At 38.5% G+C, this 18940-nt stretch carries 18 protein-coding genes, 1 pseudogene and 2 other annotated features; of the genes and pseudogenes, 15 read left to right on the plus strand and 4 right to left on the minus strand.

Annotated features, from left to right (window positions below; genetic code table 11):
• Positions 1-3 precede the first annotated feature (3 nt).
• The 4 genes from ACFPYN_RS17805 (at position 4) to serA (ending at position 4498) form a co-directional block, all read left to right on the plus strand.
• The gene (locus ACFPYN_RS17805) at positions 4-738 is read left to right on the plus strand and encodes a glucose 1-dehydrogenase (RefSeq protein WP_377736046.1); all 735 of its coding nucleotides are present in this window, start codon (positions 4-6) and stop codon (positions 736-738) included.
• 31 nt (positions 739-769) lie between these two features.
• A complete protein-coding gene (locus ACFPYN_RS17810) occupies positions 770-1192 on the plus strand; it encodes an NUDIX hydrolase (RefSeq protein ID WP_377736048.1) in 423 nt (140 codons plus the stop codon).
• 265 nt (positions 1193-1457) lie between these two features.
• Positions 1458-1696 (plus strand) — a binding site (T-box leader).
• 55 nt (positions 1697-1751) lie between these two features.
• Complete coding sequence (locus ACFPYN_RS17815; protein WP_377736050.1) at positions 1752-2915, plus strand: pyridoxal-phosphate-dependent aminotransferase family protein; 1164 nt, start codon at positions 1752-1754, stop codon at positions 2913-2915.
• Entirely contained in the window at positions 2912-4498 is a 1587-nt protein-coding gene (gene serA / locus ACFPYN_RS17820) for a phosphoglycerate dehydrogenase (RefSeq protein WP_377736052.1), read from the plus strand. The genes ACFPYN_RS17815 and serA overlap by 4 nt, the downstream gene beginning before the upstream one ends.
• 224 nt (positions 4499-4722) lie before the next feature.
• On the opposite strand, the gene ACFPYN_RS17825 is transcribed toward serA, so the two are convergent.
• Both ACFPYN_RS17825 and proS read right to left on the minus strand, forming a co-directional pair.
• The gene (locus ACFPYN_RS17825; RefSeq protein ID WP_377736055.1) at positions 4723-5508 is read right to left on the minus strand and encodes an HAD family hydrolase; all 786 of its coding nucleotides are present in this window, start codon (positions 5506-5508) and stop codon (positions 4723-4725) included.
• Between the two features lie 92 nt (positions 5509-5600).
• Positions 5601-7031: a proline--tRNA ligase gene (proS, locus tag ACFPYN_RS17830; RefSeq protein ID WP_377736056.1), complete on the minus strand. Its 1431-nt coding sequence runs from the start codon at positions 7029-7031 to the stop codon at positions 5601-5603.
• A 500-nt stretch (positions 7032-7531) separates the two neighbouring features.
• Positions 7532-7733, minus strand: a binding site (T-box leader).
• Between the two features lie 104 nt (positions 7734-7837).
• Between proS and ACFPYN_RS17835 the strand changes: the two genes are divergently transcribed.
• The 9 genes from ACFPYN_RS17835 to ACFPYN_RS17875 all read left to right on the plus strand — a co-directional run bounded on the left by ACFPYN_RS17835 (position 7838) and on the right by ACFPYN_RS17875 (position 15280).
• Positions 7838-8305 carry a hypothetical protein gene (locus ACFPYN_RS17835; RefSeq protein ID WP_377736059.1) on the plus strand — a complete coding sequence of 156 codons (468 nt, stop codon included), beginning with the start codon at positions 7838-7840 and terminating at the stop codon, positions 8303-8305.
• Positions 8305-8766, plus strand: a complete 462-nt coding sequence (locus ACFPYN_RS17840) for a GNAT family N-acetyltransferase (protein ID WP_377736061.1) — start codon at positions 8305-8307, stop codon at positions 8764-8766. The genes ACFPYN_RS17835 and ACFPYN_RS17840 overlap by 1 nt, the downstream gene beginning before the upstream one ends.
• Before the next feature lie 77 nt (positions 8767-8843).
• The gene (locus tag ACFPYN_RS17845) at positions 8844-10157 is read left to right on the plus strand and encodes an RNA-binding domain-containing protein (protein ID WP_377736063.1); all 1314 of its coding nucleotides are present in this window, start codon (positions 8844-8846) and stop codon (positions 10155-10157) included.
• A 3-nt stretch (positions 10158-10160) separates the two neighbouring features.
• Positions 10161-10544, plus strand: a complete 384-nt coding sequence (locus ACFPYN_RS17850; protein WP_377736064.1) for a DUF3221 domain-containing protein — start codon at positions 10161-10163, stop codon at positions 10542-10544.
• Between the two features lie 49 nt (positions 10545-10593).
• Positions 10594-11232, plus strand: coding sequence for a pentapeptide repeat-containing protein (locus ACFPYN_RS17855; RefSeq protein WP_377736066.1), 639 nt, complete (start codon positions 10594-10596; stop codon positions 11230-11232).
• 268 nt (positions 11233-11500) lie between these two features.
• Positions 11501-12034 (plus strand): hypothetical protein, encoded by a 534-nt coding sequence (locus ACFPYN_RS17860; protein WP_377736067.1) that lies wholly within the window; start codon positions 11501-11503, stop codon positions 12032-12034.
• A 15-nt stretch (positions 12035-12049) separates the two neighbouring features.
• Positions 12050-13591: a flotillin family protein gene (locus ACFPYN_RS17865; RefSeq protein ID WP_377736069.1), complete on the plus strand. Its 1542-nt coding sequence runs from the start codon at positions 12050-12052 to the stop codon at positions 13589-13591.
• Positions 13592-13749: 158 nt separating this feature from the next.
• The gene (locus tag ACFPYN_RS17870; RefSeq protein WP_377736070.1) at positions 13750-14691 is read left to right on the plus strand and encodes an HD-GYP domain-containing protein; all 942 of its coding nucleotides are present in this window, start codon (positions 13750-13752) and stop codon (positions 14689-14691) included.
• 124 nt (positions 14692-14815) lie between these two features.
• On the plus strand, positions 14816-15280 hold the full coding sequence (locus tag ACFPYN_RS17875) for an NUDIX hydrolase (protein WP_377736072.1): 465 nt from the start codon (positions 14816-14818) through the stop codon (positions 15278-15280).
• 112 nt (positions 15281-15392) lie between these two features.
• Here the strand turns inward: ACFPYN_RS17875 and ACFPYN_RS17880 are convergent, their stop codons facing one another.
• Together ACFPYN_RS17880 and ACFPYN_RS17885 are read right to left on the minus strand one after the other, a co-directional pair.
• Entirely contained in the window at positions 15393-16154 is a 762-nt protein-coding gene (locus tag ACFPYN_RS17880; RefSeq protein WP_377736074.1) for a hypothetical protein, read from the minus strand.
• A 157-nt stretch (positions 16155-16311) separates the two neighbouring features.
• The gene (locus ACFPYN_RS17885) at positions 16312-17364 is read right to left on the minus strand and encodes a glycosyltransferase (RefSeq protein WP_377736076.1); all 1053 of its coding nucleotides are present in this window, start codon (positions 17362-17364) and stop codon (positions 16312-16314) included.
• A 183-nt stretch (positions 17365-17547) separates the two neighbouring features.
• Here ACFPYN_RS17885 and ACFPYN_RS17890 point away from each other — a divergent pair.
• Together ACFPYN_RS17890 and ACFPYN_RS17895 are read left to right on the plus strand one after the other, a co-directional pair.
• A pseudogene (locus tag ACFPYN_RS17890) lies at positions 17548-18613 on the plus strand (helicase HerA-like domain-containing protein).
• The gene (locus tag ACFPYN_RS17895; protein ID WP_377736078.1) at positions 18606-18938 is read left to right on the plus strand and encodes a helicase HerA-like domain-containing protein; all 333 of its coding nucleotides are present in this window, start codon (positions 18606-18608) and stop codon (positions 18936-18938) included. Before ACFPYN_RS17890 ends, ACFPYN_RS17895 begins: the two are co-directional and overlap by 8 nt.
• The last annotated feature ends 2 nt before the right edge of the window (positions 18939-18940 follow it).

Here is an 18940-nt window from a genome sequence, read left to right on the forward strand (position 1 = left end):
ACTATGAATCAGGCACAAGTCGTTATCGTAACAGGTGCTTCGCAAGGTATTGGGCGGGGCATTGCAGAAGCTTATGTAGCAAAAGGGGCACAAGTAATCCTTGCCGATATGAATGAGGAATTAGGAAAAGAAGTAAGCGAACAACTGATACGTAGTGTCTTTATCAAAACGGATGTTCGAAAAGAAGAAGACGTTAAAAATTTGATGGAGCAAACCATTAACAAATTTGGGCGTATTGATATAATAATTAATAATGCAGGAAAGAGCGATTTTAAGCCTTTATTCGAATTGTCGATTACTGAATGGGACGATGTCATAAACACTAATTTAAGAAGTGTTTTCTTGTGTTCTCGTGAAGCGGCTTTACATATGCGTAAACAAGATGGAGGAGGCTCTATCGTCAATATGGCTTCTACACGAGCCACCATGTCTGAACCGAATTCAGAAGCTTATGCTGCCACAAAAGGTGGAATTGTAGCCTTAACACATGCACTAGCTGCCTCACTTGCAGAACATCATATTACAGTAAATGCTGTCTCACCTGGTTGGATAGAAACGGGCGATTATAGTGAGCTTCGAGATATTGACCATCAGCAACATTTATCAGGTCGGGTAGGGAAACCTTCGGACATTGCCAAAGCCTGCCTTTATTTAACGGATCCACAAAACGATTTTGTCACAGGCACAAATATGGTTGTGGATGGTGGCATGACACGCAAGATGATTTACGAACACTAAGTTGAATTTAAATGAGTAAGGTGGGGTTTCGATGTTCAAATGGAGTGGTGCCTCAGGTGTGTGCATCAACGAAGACAATCTACTGCTAATGGTATTGCAAGCAGCCCCTGACGAAGAACCCAAATGGACGGTTCCTTCAGGTGGCCTGGAAGACAACGAGACGTTTGAACAATGTTGTGTTCGTGAATTTGAGGAAGAGACAGGATTGAAAGTAGAAGTCATATCTAAACTTCAAGATAAGAGTGGTTCCAATAAAGAATATAAAATCGAATATGAGCTGCAGTATTTTCAAGTAAAAGTAGTGAGCGGGGAATTGACGATACAAGATCCGGATGAGTTCATACTGGATATCGGTTGGAAATCGATTGCTGAATTAGAGCAACTCGACATGTGTTATCCAGAAGATGTGGAATTTTTAACAGGTTTATTGAAAGATGGAACTGAGATTAATTAGCTGTGTATGTATGGAGTGGAATCGTGTCCTCTGGGAGGCGAATGGTCGGAAACCTTTAATAGTTGGTCGGAAAACATCATTAAGTGGTCGGAAACTCATTTCATAGTCGGTCGGAAATAAAATAGTGATGCCAGAAAGTCATTCCGCAACTCGGGATGGCTTTTATTTACTTACAAAAATTTATTCTTAAAGCAAGCGTTTACATACAGAAATGCGTATTGACAATAATTTTAACTTTGTTATTATTAACAAAATTCAATATTTTACAAATATGTTGATGAAGAAAGGCTTTATGGAATGAAATCTTAAGAGAGCTGATGGTTGGTGAGAATCAGCGATTTCTACGTAAAGTAGCACTTCTGAATAGATGAGTTGAATCGTTTTGTAGGCTCATTCGCTTCATGCGCGTTAAGCATGTTAACCAATGAGGCTATACTCTTTTAATACAAAGAGGTAGCAAAAAAAGGGTGGTACCGCGATAGTTACAAGCTTTTCGCCCCTTACACTAGTAAGGGGAGGAAGGGCTTTTTTTGTTGGCAAAATAGAGAGGAGAATGAACATGTTAGCTGATCAACAAATCTTACGAATTCCTGGGCCAAGCCCAATCCCGCCAAGTGTTCAACGGGCTATGAGTCAACCTATGATCGGTCACCGAGGTCAAAATACATCTGATATGTTAAGAAGAATTACCCCTAAATTGAAGAGGATTTTCGGTACATCTCAAGAAGTAGCCATTATTACCGCAAGTGGTACCGCGGGTTTAGAAGCGGCTGTAGTGAATGTAGTAAAACCAGGAGATGTAGTGTTAGTCATTGTAACCGGGGCATTTGGTGATCGTTTCACTGCGATTTGCAAAGCTTACAACATTAGTTATCAAAGGATAGATGTTGAATGGGGCAAGGCATTAAACCCTGATGCAATTAAATCTTATGTACAAGAGCATCCAGAGATTAAGGCTATTTTCTCTACATATTGTGAAACTTCGACGGGGGTCTTAAATCCGATTAAAGATTTAAGTGAAGCTGTTCAACAAGTCAGTGAAGCATTAATTGTTGTCGACGGAGTTTCATGTGTTGGTGGTGTTGAAACGAAGATGGATGAGTGGGGAATTGATGTGATGGTTACGGGTTCTCAAAAAGCACTTATGCTTCCTGCGGGATTAACTTTTGTAGCAGCAAGTGCTCGAGCATGGGACGTAATCGAACAAAATGAACAACCTCGTTTTTACTTGGACTTGAAAAGATATCGCGATAATTTACTAAAAGATACTACGCCATTTACACCTGCATTGTCTTTATTATTCGGGCTGGAGCAAGCACTGAATTTAATGGACGAAGAAGATTTGGATGAAGTTTATAAGAGACATACATTGATGATGGAAATGACACGTGGAGCTTTTCAAGCTTTAGAAATTCCTTTATTGACGAGTGATGCTGATGGTTCTCCTACTGTTACAGCAGTGAAACCTGATGATTTTGATGCTGAAGAATTCCGGAAAATATTGAAAAAGGAATTTGGATTGTCAATTGCTGGAGGTCAGGGTCATCTAACAGGAAAAATCGTTCGAATCGGTCATATGGGCTACTGCTCACCAGCTGATGTACTTCAAATTATCGGAATGGTTGAAATCGGGTTAGTGCTAATTGGAAAAGACATTGTTTTAGGTAAGGGAACGGCTGCGGCTCAAAAAATTTACTTAAACCAAGGAGTGGTAAATAAATGACTTTTAATATCTTAATCAGTGATCCACTAAGCGAAGACGGGATTTATCCACTAAGACAGGCTGAGGGAATGAATATTGTTATCGAAACTGGGTGGTCTCCTGAAGATTTGGCAAATCGCATTAGTGAGTTTGATGCCTTGCTGGTTCGAAGCCAAACCCAAGTGACAGCTGAAATTATCGCCAAAGCAACTAATTTGAAAATCATTGGTCGTGCAGGAGTTGGTGTTGATAATATTGATTTAACTGCAGCTACCGAGCATGGAATAATTGTCGTCAATGCACCTGATGGTAATACAAACTCAGCTGCTGAACATACGATGGCTATGCTAATGTCACTCGCAAGGAAAATCCCACAAGCATTTCATGCATTGAAAAATAATGAATGGGACCGTAAGAAATATGTGGGCGTCGAATTGAAAAATAAAACGCTCGGTGTTATAGGCCTCGGTAGGATTGGTGCAGAGGTTGCTGCAAGAGCTCAAGGGCAAAGAATGAATGTCATTGCCTATGATCCTTTCCTGACTGCTGAAAAGGCTCTGAAGATGGGGATCGACTTTGGTTCAGTAGAAGATGTACTTCGAAAAGCTGATTTTATTACAGTGCATACGCCTCTAATGAAAGAAACGAAGCATTTAATTAATGCGGAGGCATTTAGGTTGATGAAAGATGGCGTTCAAATTATCAACTGCGCTAGAGGCGGCATCATTGATGAAGAGGCACTATATGATGCCATCGTTTCTAAAAAGGTGGATGGAGCGGCTTTAGATGTTTTTGAACAAGAACCAGCTGTGAATCACAAATTGCTTACACTAGCTGAAGTGATCGCAACTCCTCATTTAGGTGCCAGTACAATTGAGGCACAGGAAAGTGTAGCGATAGATGTAAGCCAAGATGTCGTTAATTTTTTAAATGGCGGAGTGGTTCGTAATCCTGTCAATCTACCATCTGTATCAAAAGAAGTTATGCTGAAAATTGAACCTTACTTCAACTTATCAGAGAAATTAGGCGCATTTCTAATGGGGCTAACAGATGAGGTAATCCGAGAAGTAAATATTTACTACTCAGGTGATTTGGCAGGGTTTGAAGTGAGTCCATTGACACGCAATACGTTAAAAGGCATGTTAAAGCGTCATTTAGGAGAACATGTGAATGAAGTGAATGCTAAGTTTTTCGCAGATCGTATTGGCATTCAAGTGAATGAACATAAATCAACAGCTTCAAAAGGATTTACCAATTTATTGACCGTAGAAGTCACAACAGAAAGCGGAACGCGAAGAGTAGCAGGCACACTGTTGAATGGCTTGGGAGCTCGTATTGTTAAAGTAGATAACTATATTGTCGATGTTGTTCCTGAGGGGCATATCGTATTTATCAAGCATAAAGACCAACCAGGTGCAATTGGTCGAGTAGGAACTTTGTTGGCAAAAGAAAATATCAATATCGCCACCATGCAAGTAGGAAGATCTACGCTAGGTGGAGATGCGATCATGATGTTAACAATCGACAAACACATCGAACCAAATGAAATCGAACGCTTGAAAGAGTTAGAAGATATTTATGATGTAACAGCGATTGGTCTATAGAAAATGAATAAAAGCAGGGAAAATCATCGCTGATTTTCCCTGCTTTTTTATGTTTCGCTCATAGAACTGTGGTATCCGCCCATAGTCGACAAAGAAACGCTGATAGTCGACAAAAAACCGCCGATAGAATGTTAAGTTTCGCTGATAGGCGGAAGAAAACCGCTGATAGAGGAAAAACTGGTAGACTTTGCGTCAGCCGAATGCCATCTTTTTAATGAACCAGTCTACAAATCCTCCAAAATAGGAAATAGTTCTTCTAAGTTGGTGATTTCATAGGTAGGTTTTATGTCTTTATCAGGCAGCTTCTGCTCTCTATTTATCCAAACGGAGCGGATACCTGTTCGGGATGCTCCTAAAATATCGGTCATCAAATTATCGCCAACCATAATGACTTCATCTGCTTGTAAGTTACATTGAGAGAGTGCGAACTGGAAAATGCCAGGATCAGGTTTTCCTTTTCCAAATGTACCTGAAATAACAATGTGAGTGAAATAAGGAGCGAGTTCTGCTGTTATTTCAAGTTTGGTCTTTTGCAATGAAGGGGATCCGTTTGTTAAGAGCACAAGTTGATAAAGACCTTTTAGTCGATCAAGAACTTGAATCGTTTCTTTGTACAGGAATGGATGGGCTTTCCGAGCTAGTGGGAAATGGTCAGCTAACTGCTTGCCAAGTTCTATATCGTCAATTCCTACCCTTAGCAATCCTTTAGTCCAAGCTTCTCGTCGATAAGCGGGAACTATGGTTTTCATTTTTTGAAAAAGCTCTCCTTCATCATCAAAGGTGCCCCACAATCCCTCGAAAGGATTAATACCAATCATTTTAGTAAACGGGTATGTTTCGAAGGATGCATAGAGTTCACTGGCTTCTGTTCTGACAGCTTCTTCTAACTGGATAGGGTCGATAGAGACTTTTTTTGCAGCCAATTGGCATGTCACCTGAAACGCAGTTTCTACACTTTTTTTGTCCCATAATAATGTATCATCTAAATCAAAAATAATGGCTTTTACCATATGTGCAGCTCCTTAGTGAATAGTAATCGGACAAGTTCAATGACAATGAATGACGCCAACTTGCAAAAAAGGGCAGTTCATCCGTCTATTTTTTAATACGCTTTTGCCCAATATACCATACTAGTAGCTGGACTTTCACAGCACACACAAGTATCGCTTAACTGCTCTTGTTCAAATGGAATGCAACGTGAGCTTGCAGTCGTTTCTTCTTTTATAAACTCTTCGCAGGCTAAATCTCCACACCACATCGCCTTAACAAAGCCTGGATTATCGACGAGTTTATTCTTAAATTCATCAAATGTAACGGCAATGGATGTATGTTGTTCACGGTGTTTTAGAGCTTTATTATATAAATCCCTCTGAATTTCTTTAAGTAATGCAGGAAGTTTTGATTCTAGTTCATCGACAGGCACAATCAATTTTTCTCCAGTATCCCGACGTACCAACACGACTTGTTCGTGCTCGATATCTTTTGGGCCAACTTCTAAACGAACTGGTATACCTTTCATCTCGTATTCGTTAAATTTCCATCCTGGCTTTTTATCAGTAGCATCTATACTAATGCGCGTAACACTTGCCAAGCGTTCTTTTAACTCATACGCATAATCTAACACGCCTTCTTTATGTTGTGCGATTGGCACAATCATCACTTGAGTTGGAGCGATTTTAGGTGGCATGACGAGTCCTCGGTCGTCACCGTGCACCATAATTATGGCGCCGATAATACGTGTCGTGAAGCCCCAAGATGTTTGATGTACATATTGTTGTTTGCCTTCTTTGTCTAAATATTTAATGTCAAAAGCACGAGCAAACCCATCACCAAAATGATGAGATGTACCGGATTGCAATGCTTTTCCATCATGCATTAATGTCTCAATTGTATAAGTTGATTTGGCACCAGAAAACTTCTCTTTATCTGTCTTCTGTCCCTTGACGACAGGAATCGCTAACCACTCTTCACAAAGCTGCGCATATTCATCTAACATTCGCAGAGTTTCAACTTGTGCATCCTCCTCCGTTGCATGGGCTGTATGACCTTCTTGCCATAAAAATTCAAGCGTACGTAAGAAAGGACGAGTCGTCTTTTCCCATCGAACGACATTTGACCATTGATTATAAAGCTTAGGTAAATCTCGGTAGGAATGAATAATATTACTGAAATGCTCACAAAATAAAACTTCTGATGTTGGACGAACACATAAACGTTCGGCCAATTTTTCGTCTCCACCATGTGTCACCCATGCGACTTCAGGTGCAAAGCCTGCGATATGATCTTTTTCTTTTTGGAGTAAAGATTCTGGAATAAAGAGTGGCATATAGACGTTTTCATGCCCAGTTGCTTTTATGCGTGCATCGAGTGCTTCTTTCACATTGTCCCAAATCGCATAACCATAAGGACGCAGTATCATCGACCCGCGCACGCTGGTATAATCGGCTAATTCTGCTTTAGTCACGACATCAGTAAACCATTGAGCGAAATCATCATCCATAGCTGTAATGCTTTGCACAAACTCTTTTTTCATCAGAAACACTCCTTCTTATAATGGCTAAGTTAGATTTAACTTTTGTTTATCGTGCTTCACGCTCTTGCGTCTACCTAGGCGCAAATGCCCTCTTTTGTCTGTACTTCAATATCATCAACATTCTTTAACAAAGCTACCTAAGTCAATTTCATAAATGCCTTTTTGATGATTAATTCACGAATACTTAATGTGTCTTTGCTTGAAATAGTTAAGAATTCCGATCATTTGATTTGGAGTGAAGGGCGGCGACTCCAGCGGGAAAAGCATGAGCTGAAGACCCCGCAGACGAGCTTGCTCGTCGAGGAGGCTGAGGGCATGCCCCGCGGAAAGCGTCCGCCCGTAACGGAAATCGACAGAATCTCTGTTTTTAGAAACCAGTTTTATGAATTTTGAAATTGACTCATCTAAAGGAACAATTAAATTGTTTTTCGATAGTAAGGGAACCGACTTCCTTTCGTTTTAATTAGCAGAGATTGCTAAACAAAAAAGCTTTGCTACAAACGAGGGACCATATCATGGCGGTACCACCCTCATTTGAAGCAAAGCTTCACACTCTTACATGTTAACGACTGTCGCCGCGATCATCTTTCGACATCGAACTCAAAGGTAGGTTCAAGAAGCTGTCTTTAGGAGTCTTTCACCACACAACTCCCTCTCTACAAAAACACGCGTTTCTTTACTAGTCCTTCTCAACGTACTTTTTATATTTCTGTGATTATAGCGGTTATTGTTTTAGACTGTCAACTAATATTTGAGGGCTCATGTGATATAATAAGCCAAAGAACTACTATGAAAAGAGGCGCATTATGCTAACATTTGAACAAAAAACTACGATTATTGAATCTTTCCCCGAATTAACAAAAAAGGACGTTTCGTTAAAACGTGTGAACTATCACTTTGAAGGTAGTTTGTATGACAAAAAAACAGTCGTTTATCACTTGCATCCAAACGGTAACGGTTTTGTATTTGTTGGGGATTTAAAGAAATATGAAGCGGATAGTAAAGGTATGGTAAATATTCGTGAAGCATCGGAAGAAGAGTTACACGAAATGATTGCGGACTCCATTGGTATTTTGTCTGAAGAAGAGCAGTTTGAGGAAGAAGTTATCGAAGAACAAGTGTGGAAAAACAACGAGGGCCAAGAATTAAAACTTATACATGAAGATACCCTTTGGAATGTGTATCATTCACACAACTTAGAGGAAAGCTACGAGTCATTTGGCGAAGCTGAAGAGTATCTATTGAGTGAAGGATTCGAACTCACTTCAAAATAATGATGCTGATTCGCAAATTAAGTCCAGATGAAACTCCCCCGTGGGAATTATTAGTGCTTGCTGATCCTTCACGTATGATTGTTGAAGGCTACATAAAGAGTAGCTGCATCTATGTAGGAGAAATATCTGGTGTAATAATGGCTGTATATGTTGTAAAAGAAACGTCGAAAATTGTCGTGGAAATTATGAATGTGGCTGTCCATGAAGATTATCAAGGCAAAGGATTAGGCAAACAATTAATTTCTCACGCGATTAATGAAGCTTCTAACCAAGGATATGCACAACTAGAAATAGGGACAGGCAATTCAAGTATCCATCAACTAAAACTGTATCAACAATGTGGATTTCGTATTGTGGGTGTTGACTTCGATTATTTTACACGAAGTTACGATGAACCCATCTATGAAAATGGGTTGTTGTGTCAAGATATGATTCGTTTATGTTATACATTTGAGAACTAGTGAACTTTACTAGTTCTTTTTGCTTTGGAAATTTAATGAATTATCGATATACTAAAATTAATAATTATCGATAGGTGGTGGACGGGTTGAATATTGAATACAAAGATAAAGTGACGAACAAACTGTATCGAGAAGTAATCGCTTTTGCTAATGGAAGTGGTGGCACGCTAAAAATTGGAATGTCTGATGAGCAAAGTATTATAGGGTTAGAGAATCCGTTAGCAGACGAGAATGCCTTATATGAACAGTTAAGTAAAATGGTTGAGCCTACGCCGTTAATTGAAGTTAGTCAGGAACATTTTGATGGTCAAGTAATTTTAGAAGTGAAAGTGAAAGCAACTGAACATGTGTATCGGAAACGCGGGACTTTGTTTGAAGAAATCTATATTCGATATGGTTCGAAGAAACGATTATTAAAAACGCCAGAAGAAGTTCATCGTTTTATTCGTATGCGACATGTAGACGAAACTGAGAATGCGCAAACCAATACCACTTTCCGTGCAGAAGATTTCACGGAATTTGTCGACTTTGTTCAATCACAAGCAAATGTAAAGCCTAGTTTTGCAACTATAGGTGAAAATCTCGAAGGTGTGCTCGCTTCTTACAATGCGATTCGTTGGAATAACGGCGAATTTGTATTAACACAACTAGGTACGTGGCTTGCGAACTCTTCTCAAACAAGAGCAGTATTATTGCAATACAGTGGAGATCGATCAACCTCTTTTTGCCAACAAGCAAGCGATTTTTCCGGATCGATTGTGACGCAATTTAGTCGGATAATGGCGATAATGATGACGGTTCAACCGTTGTATCCGAACGATTTAATTCAGCAGTGTGTTGTAAATGCTTTTACTCATCGAGATTACTCTTTACAAGGTGATCTTTCAATTGTTATTTTTGCTACTCGAGTGGAAGTATCCTCACCAGGAACTTTAGTAGAAGGATTATCGATTGAGTCCGTAAAAAAAGGAGCTCGAATCGTTCGTAGAAATCCACTTTTACATGCACTCTTTGTCGATCTGGGTTTAACAGATGGACATGGGGATGGAATCCGTCGTGTCTTAGATTCGTATAATGACGGGGATGATAAACCTAAAATTTCGATCCAAAAAGATAGTGTCATTGTGAAGCTTCCTCGCTTCGAGAAAGTGGAAAAAATAACGAATGAAACTAAGGTTCTTCGGAAAGAAATGACACATGAAGAGGCGATAAAGCTGCATTTGCTTGAGCATAAGCAAGCGAAAAATATAGACTTCCAACAAATATTAGGTGTGTCTCCATCTCGAGTGACACAAATTGTACGTGAAATGGTAACGAAAAAGTTACTAGTAGCAACAGGAGAACGCAAAGGACGTATGTATACATTATCAGTTACAAACCAGGAGGAATAAGTCATGAAAGGCAATAAAGCTGTATTACTAATTGTTGTTATTGTACTTGTTGCTGTTGCAACTATCGTTTATACGATTACTTCTTTTTATCAAAATAATGAAACTCAAAATGGCTATTCACAATCGATTGAAGGAACAGTCGCAAAAATCGATGATGCACGAATTTTAGTCATAAAGGGTAAAAGTGCTAGTGAATTAGAAGGGCAAACGGAAGAAGAGATGCTAGAAGGTGTCAGTGAAGCGATTTGGTTTTCATTATCGATTGACCAAGTTAAAACAGTCGATGAATGGGACACCGTGCGTATTACGTATAGTGCCGTTTCTGAATCATTCCCAGGACAAGCTAGTGCTAATGGTGTAAAGAATTTGAGTGACGAGACTGAGTAGTCTTGAGAAGAGAAACGTTGATATTTTATTATGGAAGAGTTGAAGAACTGTGAAAATAGACAAACCTAAGTTTCCAAAGCACCTTGAAGAATTGAACGTTTCTAGATTAATTGAAGTGGATGAAGAAAGATTTATTTCCCGGGGAATGGTATTGAAGTGGGATGTCACTGAATTACCAGAGAATAAAATAAGTTTTGATCAAGTACATTTCCTAGACGTTGATTTTAATAGGGTTCGTTTTGATCAAGTGGAATTTATTGATTGCAAGTTCGAGCGTTGTGATTTATCTAACGTAGACTTTGGTCATTCTATCTTCCATCGAGTAGAATTTCATCAGTCAAAACTAGTGGGAGTGCAGTGTACACAAAGCCGATTTGGACATGTATTGATGAATAGTTGTGTAGCAAATTATGCTGCGTTTAGTTTTAGCAAAATGAAACAAGTGATGTTTCAGCAAACTGCGTTTAATAATACGGATTTCTTTGAGTGTCTATTTGATAAAGTTGAACTCACTGAATGTGAATTAGACAGCTCAAATTTCAGTGAAACTAGTTTAGATAAAATAGATTTAAGTACGTGTACGTATGAACAAATTACAGTAAGTGTTGAAAAACTTTCAGGATGTACCGTTTCAACAGAACAAGCAATGGGCTTTGCTAAATTACTTGGATTGCTCATAAAAGAATAAAAAGCTGTCATGCTCAAAATTGAGCTTGACAGCTTTTTCATTAGGTATTGATCCACGTTAAACCGAATTTTTTCTTCCTATTTAATATAACATGCATTGAAAAGCACATGAGCCAACTCAGAGTGAGTGGTCCATGTGTTTTTCTTTTACCTATCTTGCAAAATACAATCCGTTAGAAAATAAAAAATTTAGAAAAATGAAACTTTTTAATGAGAGTTTCGTAAGTATTAGTAATCACTAAAGAATTGCTGAAATGGGAGTGTCTAGGATGGTGATTGAACAAGTTTACTTTTATACGTTACTCATTATGGGAGCTGCGACAATTCTGTATGTATTTTTCGGAGATGTGGTAGAAGGGATTGGAGAAGGAATTCCTTTTTTAAATCCTGCGGTTATTATGGCGTTGGTCACGTTTGTTTCAGCAACTGGCTATGTTCTGGAAGTCTCTACTTCATGGAATAGTTGGATTGTTTTATTTTCCAGTGTGGTAGTCGGGGTGATTCTAGATACGTTACTTTACTTTTTAATCTTACTCCCGATGGCATCAACAGAGGTTTCAATAGCATATACTGACGAGTCTTTAGCTGGGCTTGTAGGCAAAGTCATTACACCCATACCTATAGATGGCTATGGAGAAATTGTTATTGAGACCGTAAGTGGATTATTGAACAAACGAGCAACTGGTTATGATAACGAAAAAATTGATTATGGTAAAGAAGTGTTAGTGATTGAAGTGGAAGAAGGTACGTTTCTTGTTCGAGAATACGAAGCCATTGATTTCACAAAAATTGATCAAACTTAAATGGGGGAATTGAGCATGACTTTAGAAGTGATGGTTGTTATCGGTATCGTTGCATTTGTATTACTAGCAATTATTGGGGTATACGTAACGAAGTACAAAACAGTGGGACCAGATGAAGCACTTATTGTGACAGGAAGTTACTTAGGGTCGAAAACAGTGCATACAGATGATTCAGGAAATAAAATTAAAATCATCCGTGGTGGTGGTACATTCGTATTCCCAGTGTTCCAACAAGCTAAGCCACTTAGTTTACTATCAAGCAAATTAGAAGTAATGACACCTGAAGTATATACAGAACAAGGTGTACCCGTAATGGCAGATGGAACAGCCATAATTAAAATAGGTGGGTCCATTTCTGAAATCGCAACTGCGGCCGAGCAATTTTTAGGGAAATCTAAAGAAGATCGTGAAAATGAAGCAAAAGAAGTTTTAGAAGGTCATTTACGGTCGATATTAGGTTCGATGACAGTTGAAGAAATATATAAAAACCGTGATAAATTCTCACAAGAAGTTCAGCGTGTCGCTTCACAAGATTTAGCGAAAATGGGACTTATCATCGTGTCATTTACCATCAAAGATGTGCGTGATAAAAACGGCTACTTGGATTCCCTTGGTAAACCTCGTATTGCACAAGTGAAAAGAGACGCTGATATTGCAACAGCGGAAGCAGACAAAGAAACGCGCATTAAGCGGTCTGAAGCAGCAAAAGAAGCACAGCAATATGAAATCGAACGTGCAACTGAAATTGCTTTAGCAGAAAAAGAGAATCAATTAAAAGTAGCTGAATATCGTCGTGAGCAAGACATTGCAAAAGCTCGTGCTGACCAAGCCTACGAACTTCAAACAGCTCGCTCTAAACAAGAAGTAATGGAACAAGAAATGCAAATTCAAATTATTGAGCGTCAAAAACAAATTGAACTGGAAGAGAAAGAAATTTTGCGTCGAGAAAAACAATACGATTCAGAAGTGAAAAAGAAAGCAGATGCAGATCGTTATGCAGTTGAACAAAATGCTGCAGCTTCTAAATCACGTGTAATGGCTGAAGCGGATGCAGAAAAATATAGAATCGAAGCAAAAGCGAAAGCAGAAGCAGATAAAGTTCGACTAGACGGTATAGCAAAAGCAGACTCTGAACGTGCACAAGGTGAAACTGAAGCAGATATTATTCGTCTTAAAGGTCTTGCTGAAGCGGAAGCGAAACAAAAACTGGCAGATGCATTTGATCACTATGGCCAAGCTGCGGTTCTTGATATGATCGTTCGTATGATGCCAGAGTATGCTAAACAAATCGCAAGTCCTTTAGCGAATATCGACAAGATTACGGTAGTTGATACTGGAAGCGGCGAAGGCGGTGGGGCCAATAGAGTGACGTCTTATGCAACCAACTTAATGTCGACTCTACAAGAAACATTAAAAGCCACTTCTGGTATTGATGTAAAAGAAATGTTAGAAAACTATTCAGGAAAAGGTACTCTTCGCCCAAGCTTAGACCGTATTTCATATGAAATGCAAGATAAGAAAAAAGAAGAAAAAGTGGAAGATCACGTATCTATATAGTCTATCAAGCTCTCCAGTTACTGGAGGGTTTTTTGGTAAAATAAGTATATAAAAGTAAAAAAATATGCAATTTAGCAGATTTTTAATGACAAATTAAGTTGAAAAAGATACAGTTAATGAAAGTATTTACATAAATGATGCTTGGTACGGAGGAACATATGGCGTTATCCCGAAAGCAAATCATAGACATCAAAGAAAAAGCTTCTTTGAATCGCTTGGTTATTGGAAATTCTAACGCTACGTATATCGGGAAATCAGATGAACTTTCTTATGGGCTCCTATCTGTTCGTCCAGAACGCTCGGTTTGGGTAAGGCATACATCAGTTGAAGGAATAGAAGAAGTGGTCGAAAAATATACGGTAGTTCTTGGAGAACTTGAAGTAGAGTATGAGGACACAAAGTTTATGTTACAAGAAGGCGACACATTAGATGCGTCAAAGTATCCTGAATTGCTAACGTTTTATAGTCAAGCTGGGACTGATATTTTACTTGAAATGACAGTAAGTATATATGAATCAGAATTTAGAGATGCAGAAATTGTCCAACGTGATGCAGCGGCTATTGAAAAAGTAGATGGCTATACGTTCCAACATTGTGCTAGAATCAAGGATTATTCCATTGAGGTTTGGAAGAAGCTTGATCAACCAGTCGAACGTTCCAGAAGGTTGATATGGGGGGCGTATTTTCACGATATTGGAAAACTTGCAGTGCCACTAGAAATTTTAAATAAGAAAGATAAACTTACACCAATAGAATGGGAATTAATGAAAGCTCATACGACAAAAGGTGCAGAAATGATACGTAACCACGAACTTACATGGTTGCGCGATTCTGCTTTTATCGTTGAAGAACATCATGAACGTTACGATGGAAAGGGCTATCCATTTGGACTAAAAGGTGAAGCAATTTCATTAGAAGCCGCCATCGTTTCAGTAGTAGATTCTTTTGATGCCATGACAACCGACCGTGTTTATCGAAAAGCCTTGTCAATTAACGGAGCAATACAAGAAATTGTTAACGGTAGAGGTACTCAATTTCATCCGGATGTAGTCGATGCTTTCCTAAACTTATTACACGATCAACAATTTAAGTGGAGATAGCAAAGTAGAACCTATAAGAGCAGCTTGCACTTTACAGGTGCAAGCTGCTTTTAATATGTAGATGTCGATGTTGAATTGTGTTCAGCAAATACTGGGAAAGTTATATTGAAAGGGTGAAGTAAAAATGAATTATTTACAAACGATGCGCGAGATGATAGGTAATAAACCACTATTAACGGTAGGATGTGGCGTAATTATTGAAAAAGGAAATCAAATATTATTACAACATCGAACGGATGCAGATGTATGGGGTATTCCTGGAGGGGTTCTTGAATTAGGGGAACAAGTTAGTGAAGCAGCACGAAGAGAAGCTCAAGAAGAAACCGGTTTAATCATTGGAGACATGGATTTCTTTGGCGTGTACTCAGGTCAAGAAGGGTTTGCACAATATGCGAACGGTGATCAAGTATTTAGCATTCAAATGATTTTCAAAACTTCAAATGTAACAGGAGAATTAATACAAAAAAATGATGAATCAAGAGCACATGTCTTTTTTGATAAGCATGATTTACCGCCTAATTTAAATTCACATCAAAAACGATTTATCATGGACTGGGTTCATCAAGTTCCAACACCTGTCATTAAATAATTTTACCGAATTACAAACAAAAAATCCGAGATGAAAAATTCTTCTCGGATTTTTTGTCATATTTAATTTGTTGGCGGGAACATATTGGTGCACCAACACTTACCTATGAAGATTATTTTGTATCTTTTTTAGCTGATTTTTCTTTTGCAGCAGCTTTTTTCTCTGCTACTTTCACTTGTGTAGCTTCTTTTTTTGCAGCATTCTTTTCAATGTTTTTTTCAGCAACCGCTAAACCGGCAGCTTTTTTCTCAGCAGCTTTAGCTTGTGTAGCTTCTTTTTTTGCAGCATTCTTTTCAATATTTTTTGCAGCAACCGCTAAACCAGCAGCTTTTTTCTCAGCAGCTTTAGCTAAGGCTACTGTTTTTTGAGTATTTTCGACTTTAACTTCAGGAACTTCAGTTGCTGGAGCCTCTACTTCAGGAGCTTCAGTTGCCGGAGTATTAACTTCTTTATCATCATCTTCAGGAGTTACAGGAACAGCTGCTTCAGGAGATTCTTCTTCAGGAGCAACAGGAACATCATCTTCAGTAGCATCATCTTCTGGAGTTTCATCTTCAGGAATTTCTACTTCAGGAAGTTCAGTTTCTGCTTGTTTTGCTTCCCACTTCGCTAACGCTTTATCAATATTCTTTTGTAATGCTGTTTTTGCTTTTGGATTACTAATCTTTTCTAGATTGCTAGATAGGGCGAAAATGTTGTTGGCAGTATAACCAGTTGGAACAATTGAAGCAATTTCTTGCAATTTTTCAGCTGATACTTGTTCCACTGCTTCTTTATCTTCTGTTCCAGTTTCATTAGCCCAAACTTGACCTGCAGAAGTAGTGATAAGTCCTGCTGCTACGATTGCTGCGCTTACTTTTTTCCAATTTTTCATTTAAGTCACCTCTTAATAAATTTGCATCTTTTTGATGCTTATAACAATATTCGATATGTACTTAGTAATTTGTGGGGGTATTCATAAGATTATGTCTTATTTAGAAGATTAGAGATTTGAATTTGTAGATTATAATTAAAAAAGCCAAAACACATGATTAGTGTTTTGGCTTTTTCTTTTTGAACACCCAATCGCGTTGAATAATAAATCCTACAAGAAACAGAACACTATCGACTAGTGCTTTGATGACTAGTTCGCCTCTACCTGTTATGAAAAACAGTCCATACACAAGGCCAGCGGATAATCCCATAATGACCGTTGCAAGAATCATGTATTTAACAAAAGAACTTTCGTCGCCTTTTTTGAACACCTTCTGGCGATTAATTAAATAATTGAAACTTGCTGAAATTACTCGTGCTAAAACCGTTGCAAAGACAATATACATCTCAGGAGCATCGTCTCTCCATAACCAAATGAACAAGGCAAATAACGCCATGTCCAGCCCGAATGAAGCTAATCCTGAAACAGCAAATTTACTAAATACTTTATAGATTTGTAGAGAAGATTTTATCGGTTGAAAATGAGATGACTTATTATCATTCTCATAAACTGTATCGATTTCATATTCGTAAATGGCTATGTCTGCTTCTTTAGATTGAGCAAGCATATTTAATTCAAAATCGAATGCTTCTCCCTTTATCGATAATAGCCACTTGAGATGTTTTCTGAAAAAGAGACGTAGCCCGGTTTGAGTGTCAGTTATACCAATTCCGGTAGTGTAGCGGAATAAATTTCGAGTTAGCTTGTTTCCAAAGCGGCTTCTAAAGGGAATATCAGCTTGGTCAAAATTTCTTACGCCTAATAAGATGCCATGTTGTTCAAAGGATGCTTGATACAACACACAAATATCTTTTATCCGATGTTGACCATCGGCATCTGCCGTAATAATTTTATTGATATCAGGACGTTCATTTAAAATATAATGGAAAGCTGTTTTCAGTGCTCTCCCTTTTCCTTGATTTGTTGCGTGATGAAGCACTTTCACTTCTGGAATTTTATCGATAGATTCGAAAAAAGGAGTGAATTGCTGTCCGGAGCCATCATTGACAACGATTATATGTAAAAAGCCAGTATTGATTAGCTGCTTAATGGTTTGAAGGCAAGTGTCTTCAGGTTTGTAAGCTGCTATAAGAATGCAAGTATGGTCCACACAAATTCCCCCTCCCCAAACAGTACCCATTTTTCCTGAAAATAAGCTTAATTTAAAGGAAACTTTATAATTGTGTCGAATCTTGTACTTAACATCATTTGAGTAGGAGAGTGACGCAATGACTAAGTTACAACCTATTTAGAAGTTGGGAAAAGTGAAAAACCCGTTTTCCTATATCCTCAAATGGCCAATCGCCACGGTTTAATTGCAGGAGCTACAGGTACTGGAAAAACCATTACGTTAAAAGTACTAGCTGAATCATTTAGTCGCATGGGTGTTCCTGTCTTTTTAGCTGATATTAAAGGAGATTTAGGAAGCACGGCTATTCCGGTTATTATGAATCCCAAAATACAACAACGAGTATCTAGTATGGAACTCACAAATTTTGATTTTCAGGAATTTCCAACACGTTTCTGGGATGTATTTGGGGAACATGGCCACCCAGTCCGGACAACCATTTCGGAGATGGGTCCACTATTAATTTCTCGTTTATTAAATCTTAACGACACGCAAACAGGTGTTATCAATATAGTGTTCAAAATTGCGGATGATACAGGATTATTGTTAATTGACTTAAAAGATCTGCGAACTATGTTGAAATATGTAGGAGACAATTCGCAAGACTATACAACGGATTACGAAAATATGTCAAAACAATCCATTGGGGCTATCCAAAGAGGATTGCTGACATTAGAAGAACAAGGTGCGGATCAGTTTTTTGGTGAGCCAGCTTTAGACATAGTAGATTTGATGAAAGTAGATGAACACGAACAAGGGTTTATTAATGTGTTGTCGGCAACCAAGCTTTTTCAATCGCCTGCATTGCCTCTACGTTTTTATTATGGCTACTATCGGAGCTATTCGAAGAATTAACTGAAATTGGTGATGTCGATAAACCGAAAATCGTGTTTTTCTTTGACGAAGCCCATCTCCTGTTCGACGATGCACCCAAAGCATTATTAGACCAAATTGAACAAGTTGTGCGTCTTATTCGATCAAAAGGAGTAGGGATTTATTTTGTTACACAAAACCCAATTGATATACCAGACAAAGTACTAGGTCAATTAGGTAATCGTATACAACACGCATTGAGAGCGTTCACACCAAGGAGCAGAAAGCAGTCAACTCCGCTGCTGAAACATTTAGAGCAAACCCTGCGTTCGAAGTGAAAGACGCCATCACTGACTTAAAAGTTGGCGAAGCGCTGATCTTCTTGTTTAGACGAAGAAGGACGTCCGTCAATGGTTGAGCGAGCTCTTGTACTCCCTCCGCGGAGCTTAATTGGAATCGTCACAAATGAAAAGCGTCAAGAGCTCATTCACCAATCAGAGATGAAGGATAAATATCAGGATAGGGTGGATAAGGAATCTGCCTATGAACTGCTCAAAATAAAGACAGAAAAAATTGAAATAACCCTAGAAAAAGAAACTTATGACTACGGAAAAACCAAATCAAAGGTTCGTCCAAAGAAATCTGAGTTTCAAAAAGTAGCTCAATCTCTAATTAATACAGTGGGCAGACAAATAGGACGTGAATTGATTCGAGGGATTTTTGGAGCATTAAAGCGCAAATAGCA

This window comes from Paenisporosarcina macmurdoensis, from assembly GCF_042658845.1.
GTDB lineage: Bacteria > Bacillota > Bacilli > Bacillales_A > Planococcaceae > Paenisporosarcina > Paenisporosarcina macmurdoensis.

What these genes read in the sequence shown, in the direction of transcription:
- ACFPYN_RS17840 (WP_377736061.1), top strand. Translation starts at nt 8,305, where the DNA reads ATGATGCTGATTCGCAAATTAAGTCCAGATGAAACTCCCCCGTGGGAA.
- ACFPYN_RS17895 (WP_377736078.1), top strand. Translation starts at nt 18,606, where the DNA reads ATGGTTGAGCGAGCTCTTGTACTCCCTCCGCGGAGCTTAATTGGAATC.
- ACFPYN_RS17815 (WP_377736050.1), top strand. Translation starts at nt 1,752, where the DNA reads ATGTTAGCTGATCAACAAATCTTACGAATTCCTGGGCCAAGCCCAATC.
- ACFPYN_RS17835 (WP_377736059.1), top strand. Translation starts at nt 7,838, where the DNA reads ATGCTAACATTTGAACAAAAAACTACGATTATTGAATCTTTCCCCGAA.
- ACFPYN_RS17880 (WP_377736074.1), bottom strand. Translation starts at nt 16,154, where the DNA reads ATGAAAAATTGGAAAAAAGTAAGCGCAGCAATCGTAGCAGCAGGACTT.
- ACFPYN_RS17810 (WP_377736048.1), top strand. Translation starts at nt 770, where the DNA reads ATGTTCAAATGGAGTGGTGCCTCAGGTGTGTGCATCAACGAAGACAAT.
- serA (WP_377736052.1), top strand. Translation starts at nt 2,912, where the DNA reads ATGACTTTTAATATCTTAATCAGTGATCCACTAAGCGAAGACGGGATT.
- ACFPYN_RS17870 (WP_377736070.1), top strand. Translation starts at nt 13,750, where the DNA reads ATGGCGTTATCCCGAAAGCAAATCATAGACATCAAAGAAAAAGCTTCT.
- proS (WP_377736056.1), bottom strand. Translation starts at nt 7,031, where the DNA reads ATGAAAAAAGAGTTTGTGCAAAGCATTACAGCTATGGATGATGATTTC.
- ACFPYN_RS17875 (WP_377736072.1), top strand. Translation starts at nt 14,816, where the DNA reads ATGAATTATTTACAAACGATGCGCGAGATGATAGGTAATAAACCACTA.
- ACFPYN_RS17865 (WP_377736069.1), top strand. Translation starts at nt 12,050, where the DNA reads ATGACTTTAGAAGTGATGGTTGTTATCGGTATCGTTGCATTTGTATTA.
- ACFPYN_RS17850 (WP_377736064.1), top strand. Translation starts at nt 10,161, where the DNA reads ATGAAAGGCAATAAAGCTGTATTACTAATTGTTGTTATTGTACTTGTT.
- ACFPYN_RS17825 (WP_377736055.1), bottom strand. Translation starts at nt 5,508, where the DNA reads ATGGTAAAAGCCATTATTTTTGATTTAGATGATACATTATTATGGGAC.
- ACFPYN_RS17860 (WP_377736067.1), top strand. Translation starts at nt 11,501, where the DNA reads ATGGTGATTGAACAAGTTTACTTTTATACGTTACTCATTATGGGAGCT.
- ACFPYN_RS17805 (WP_377736046.1), top strand. Translation starts at nt 4, where the DNA reads ATGAATCAGGCACAAGTCGTTATCGTAACAGGTGCTTCGCAAGGTATT.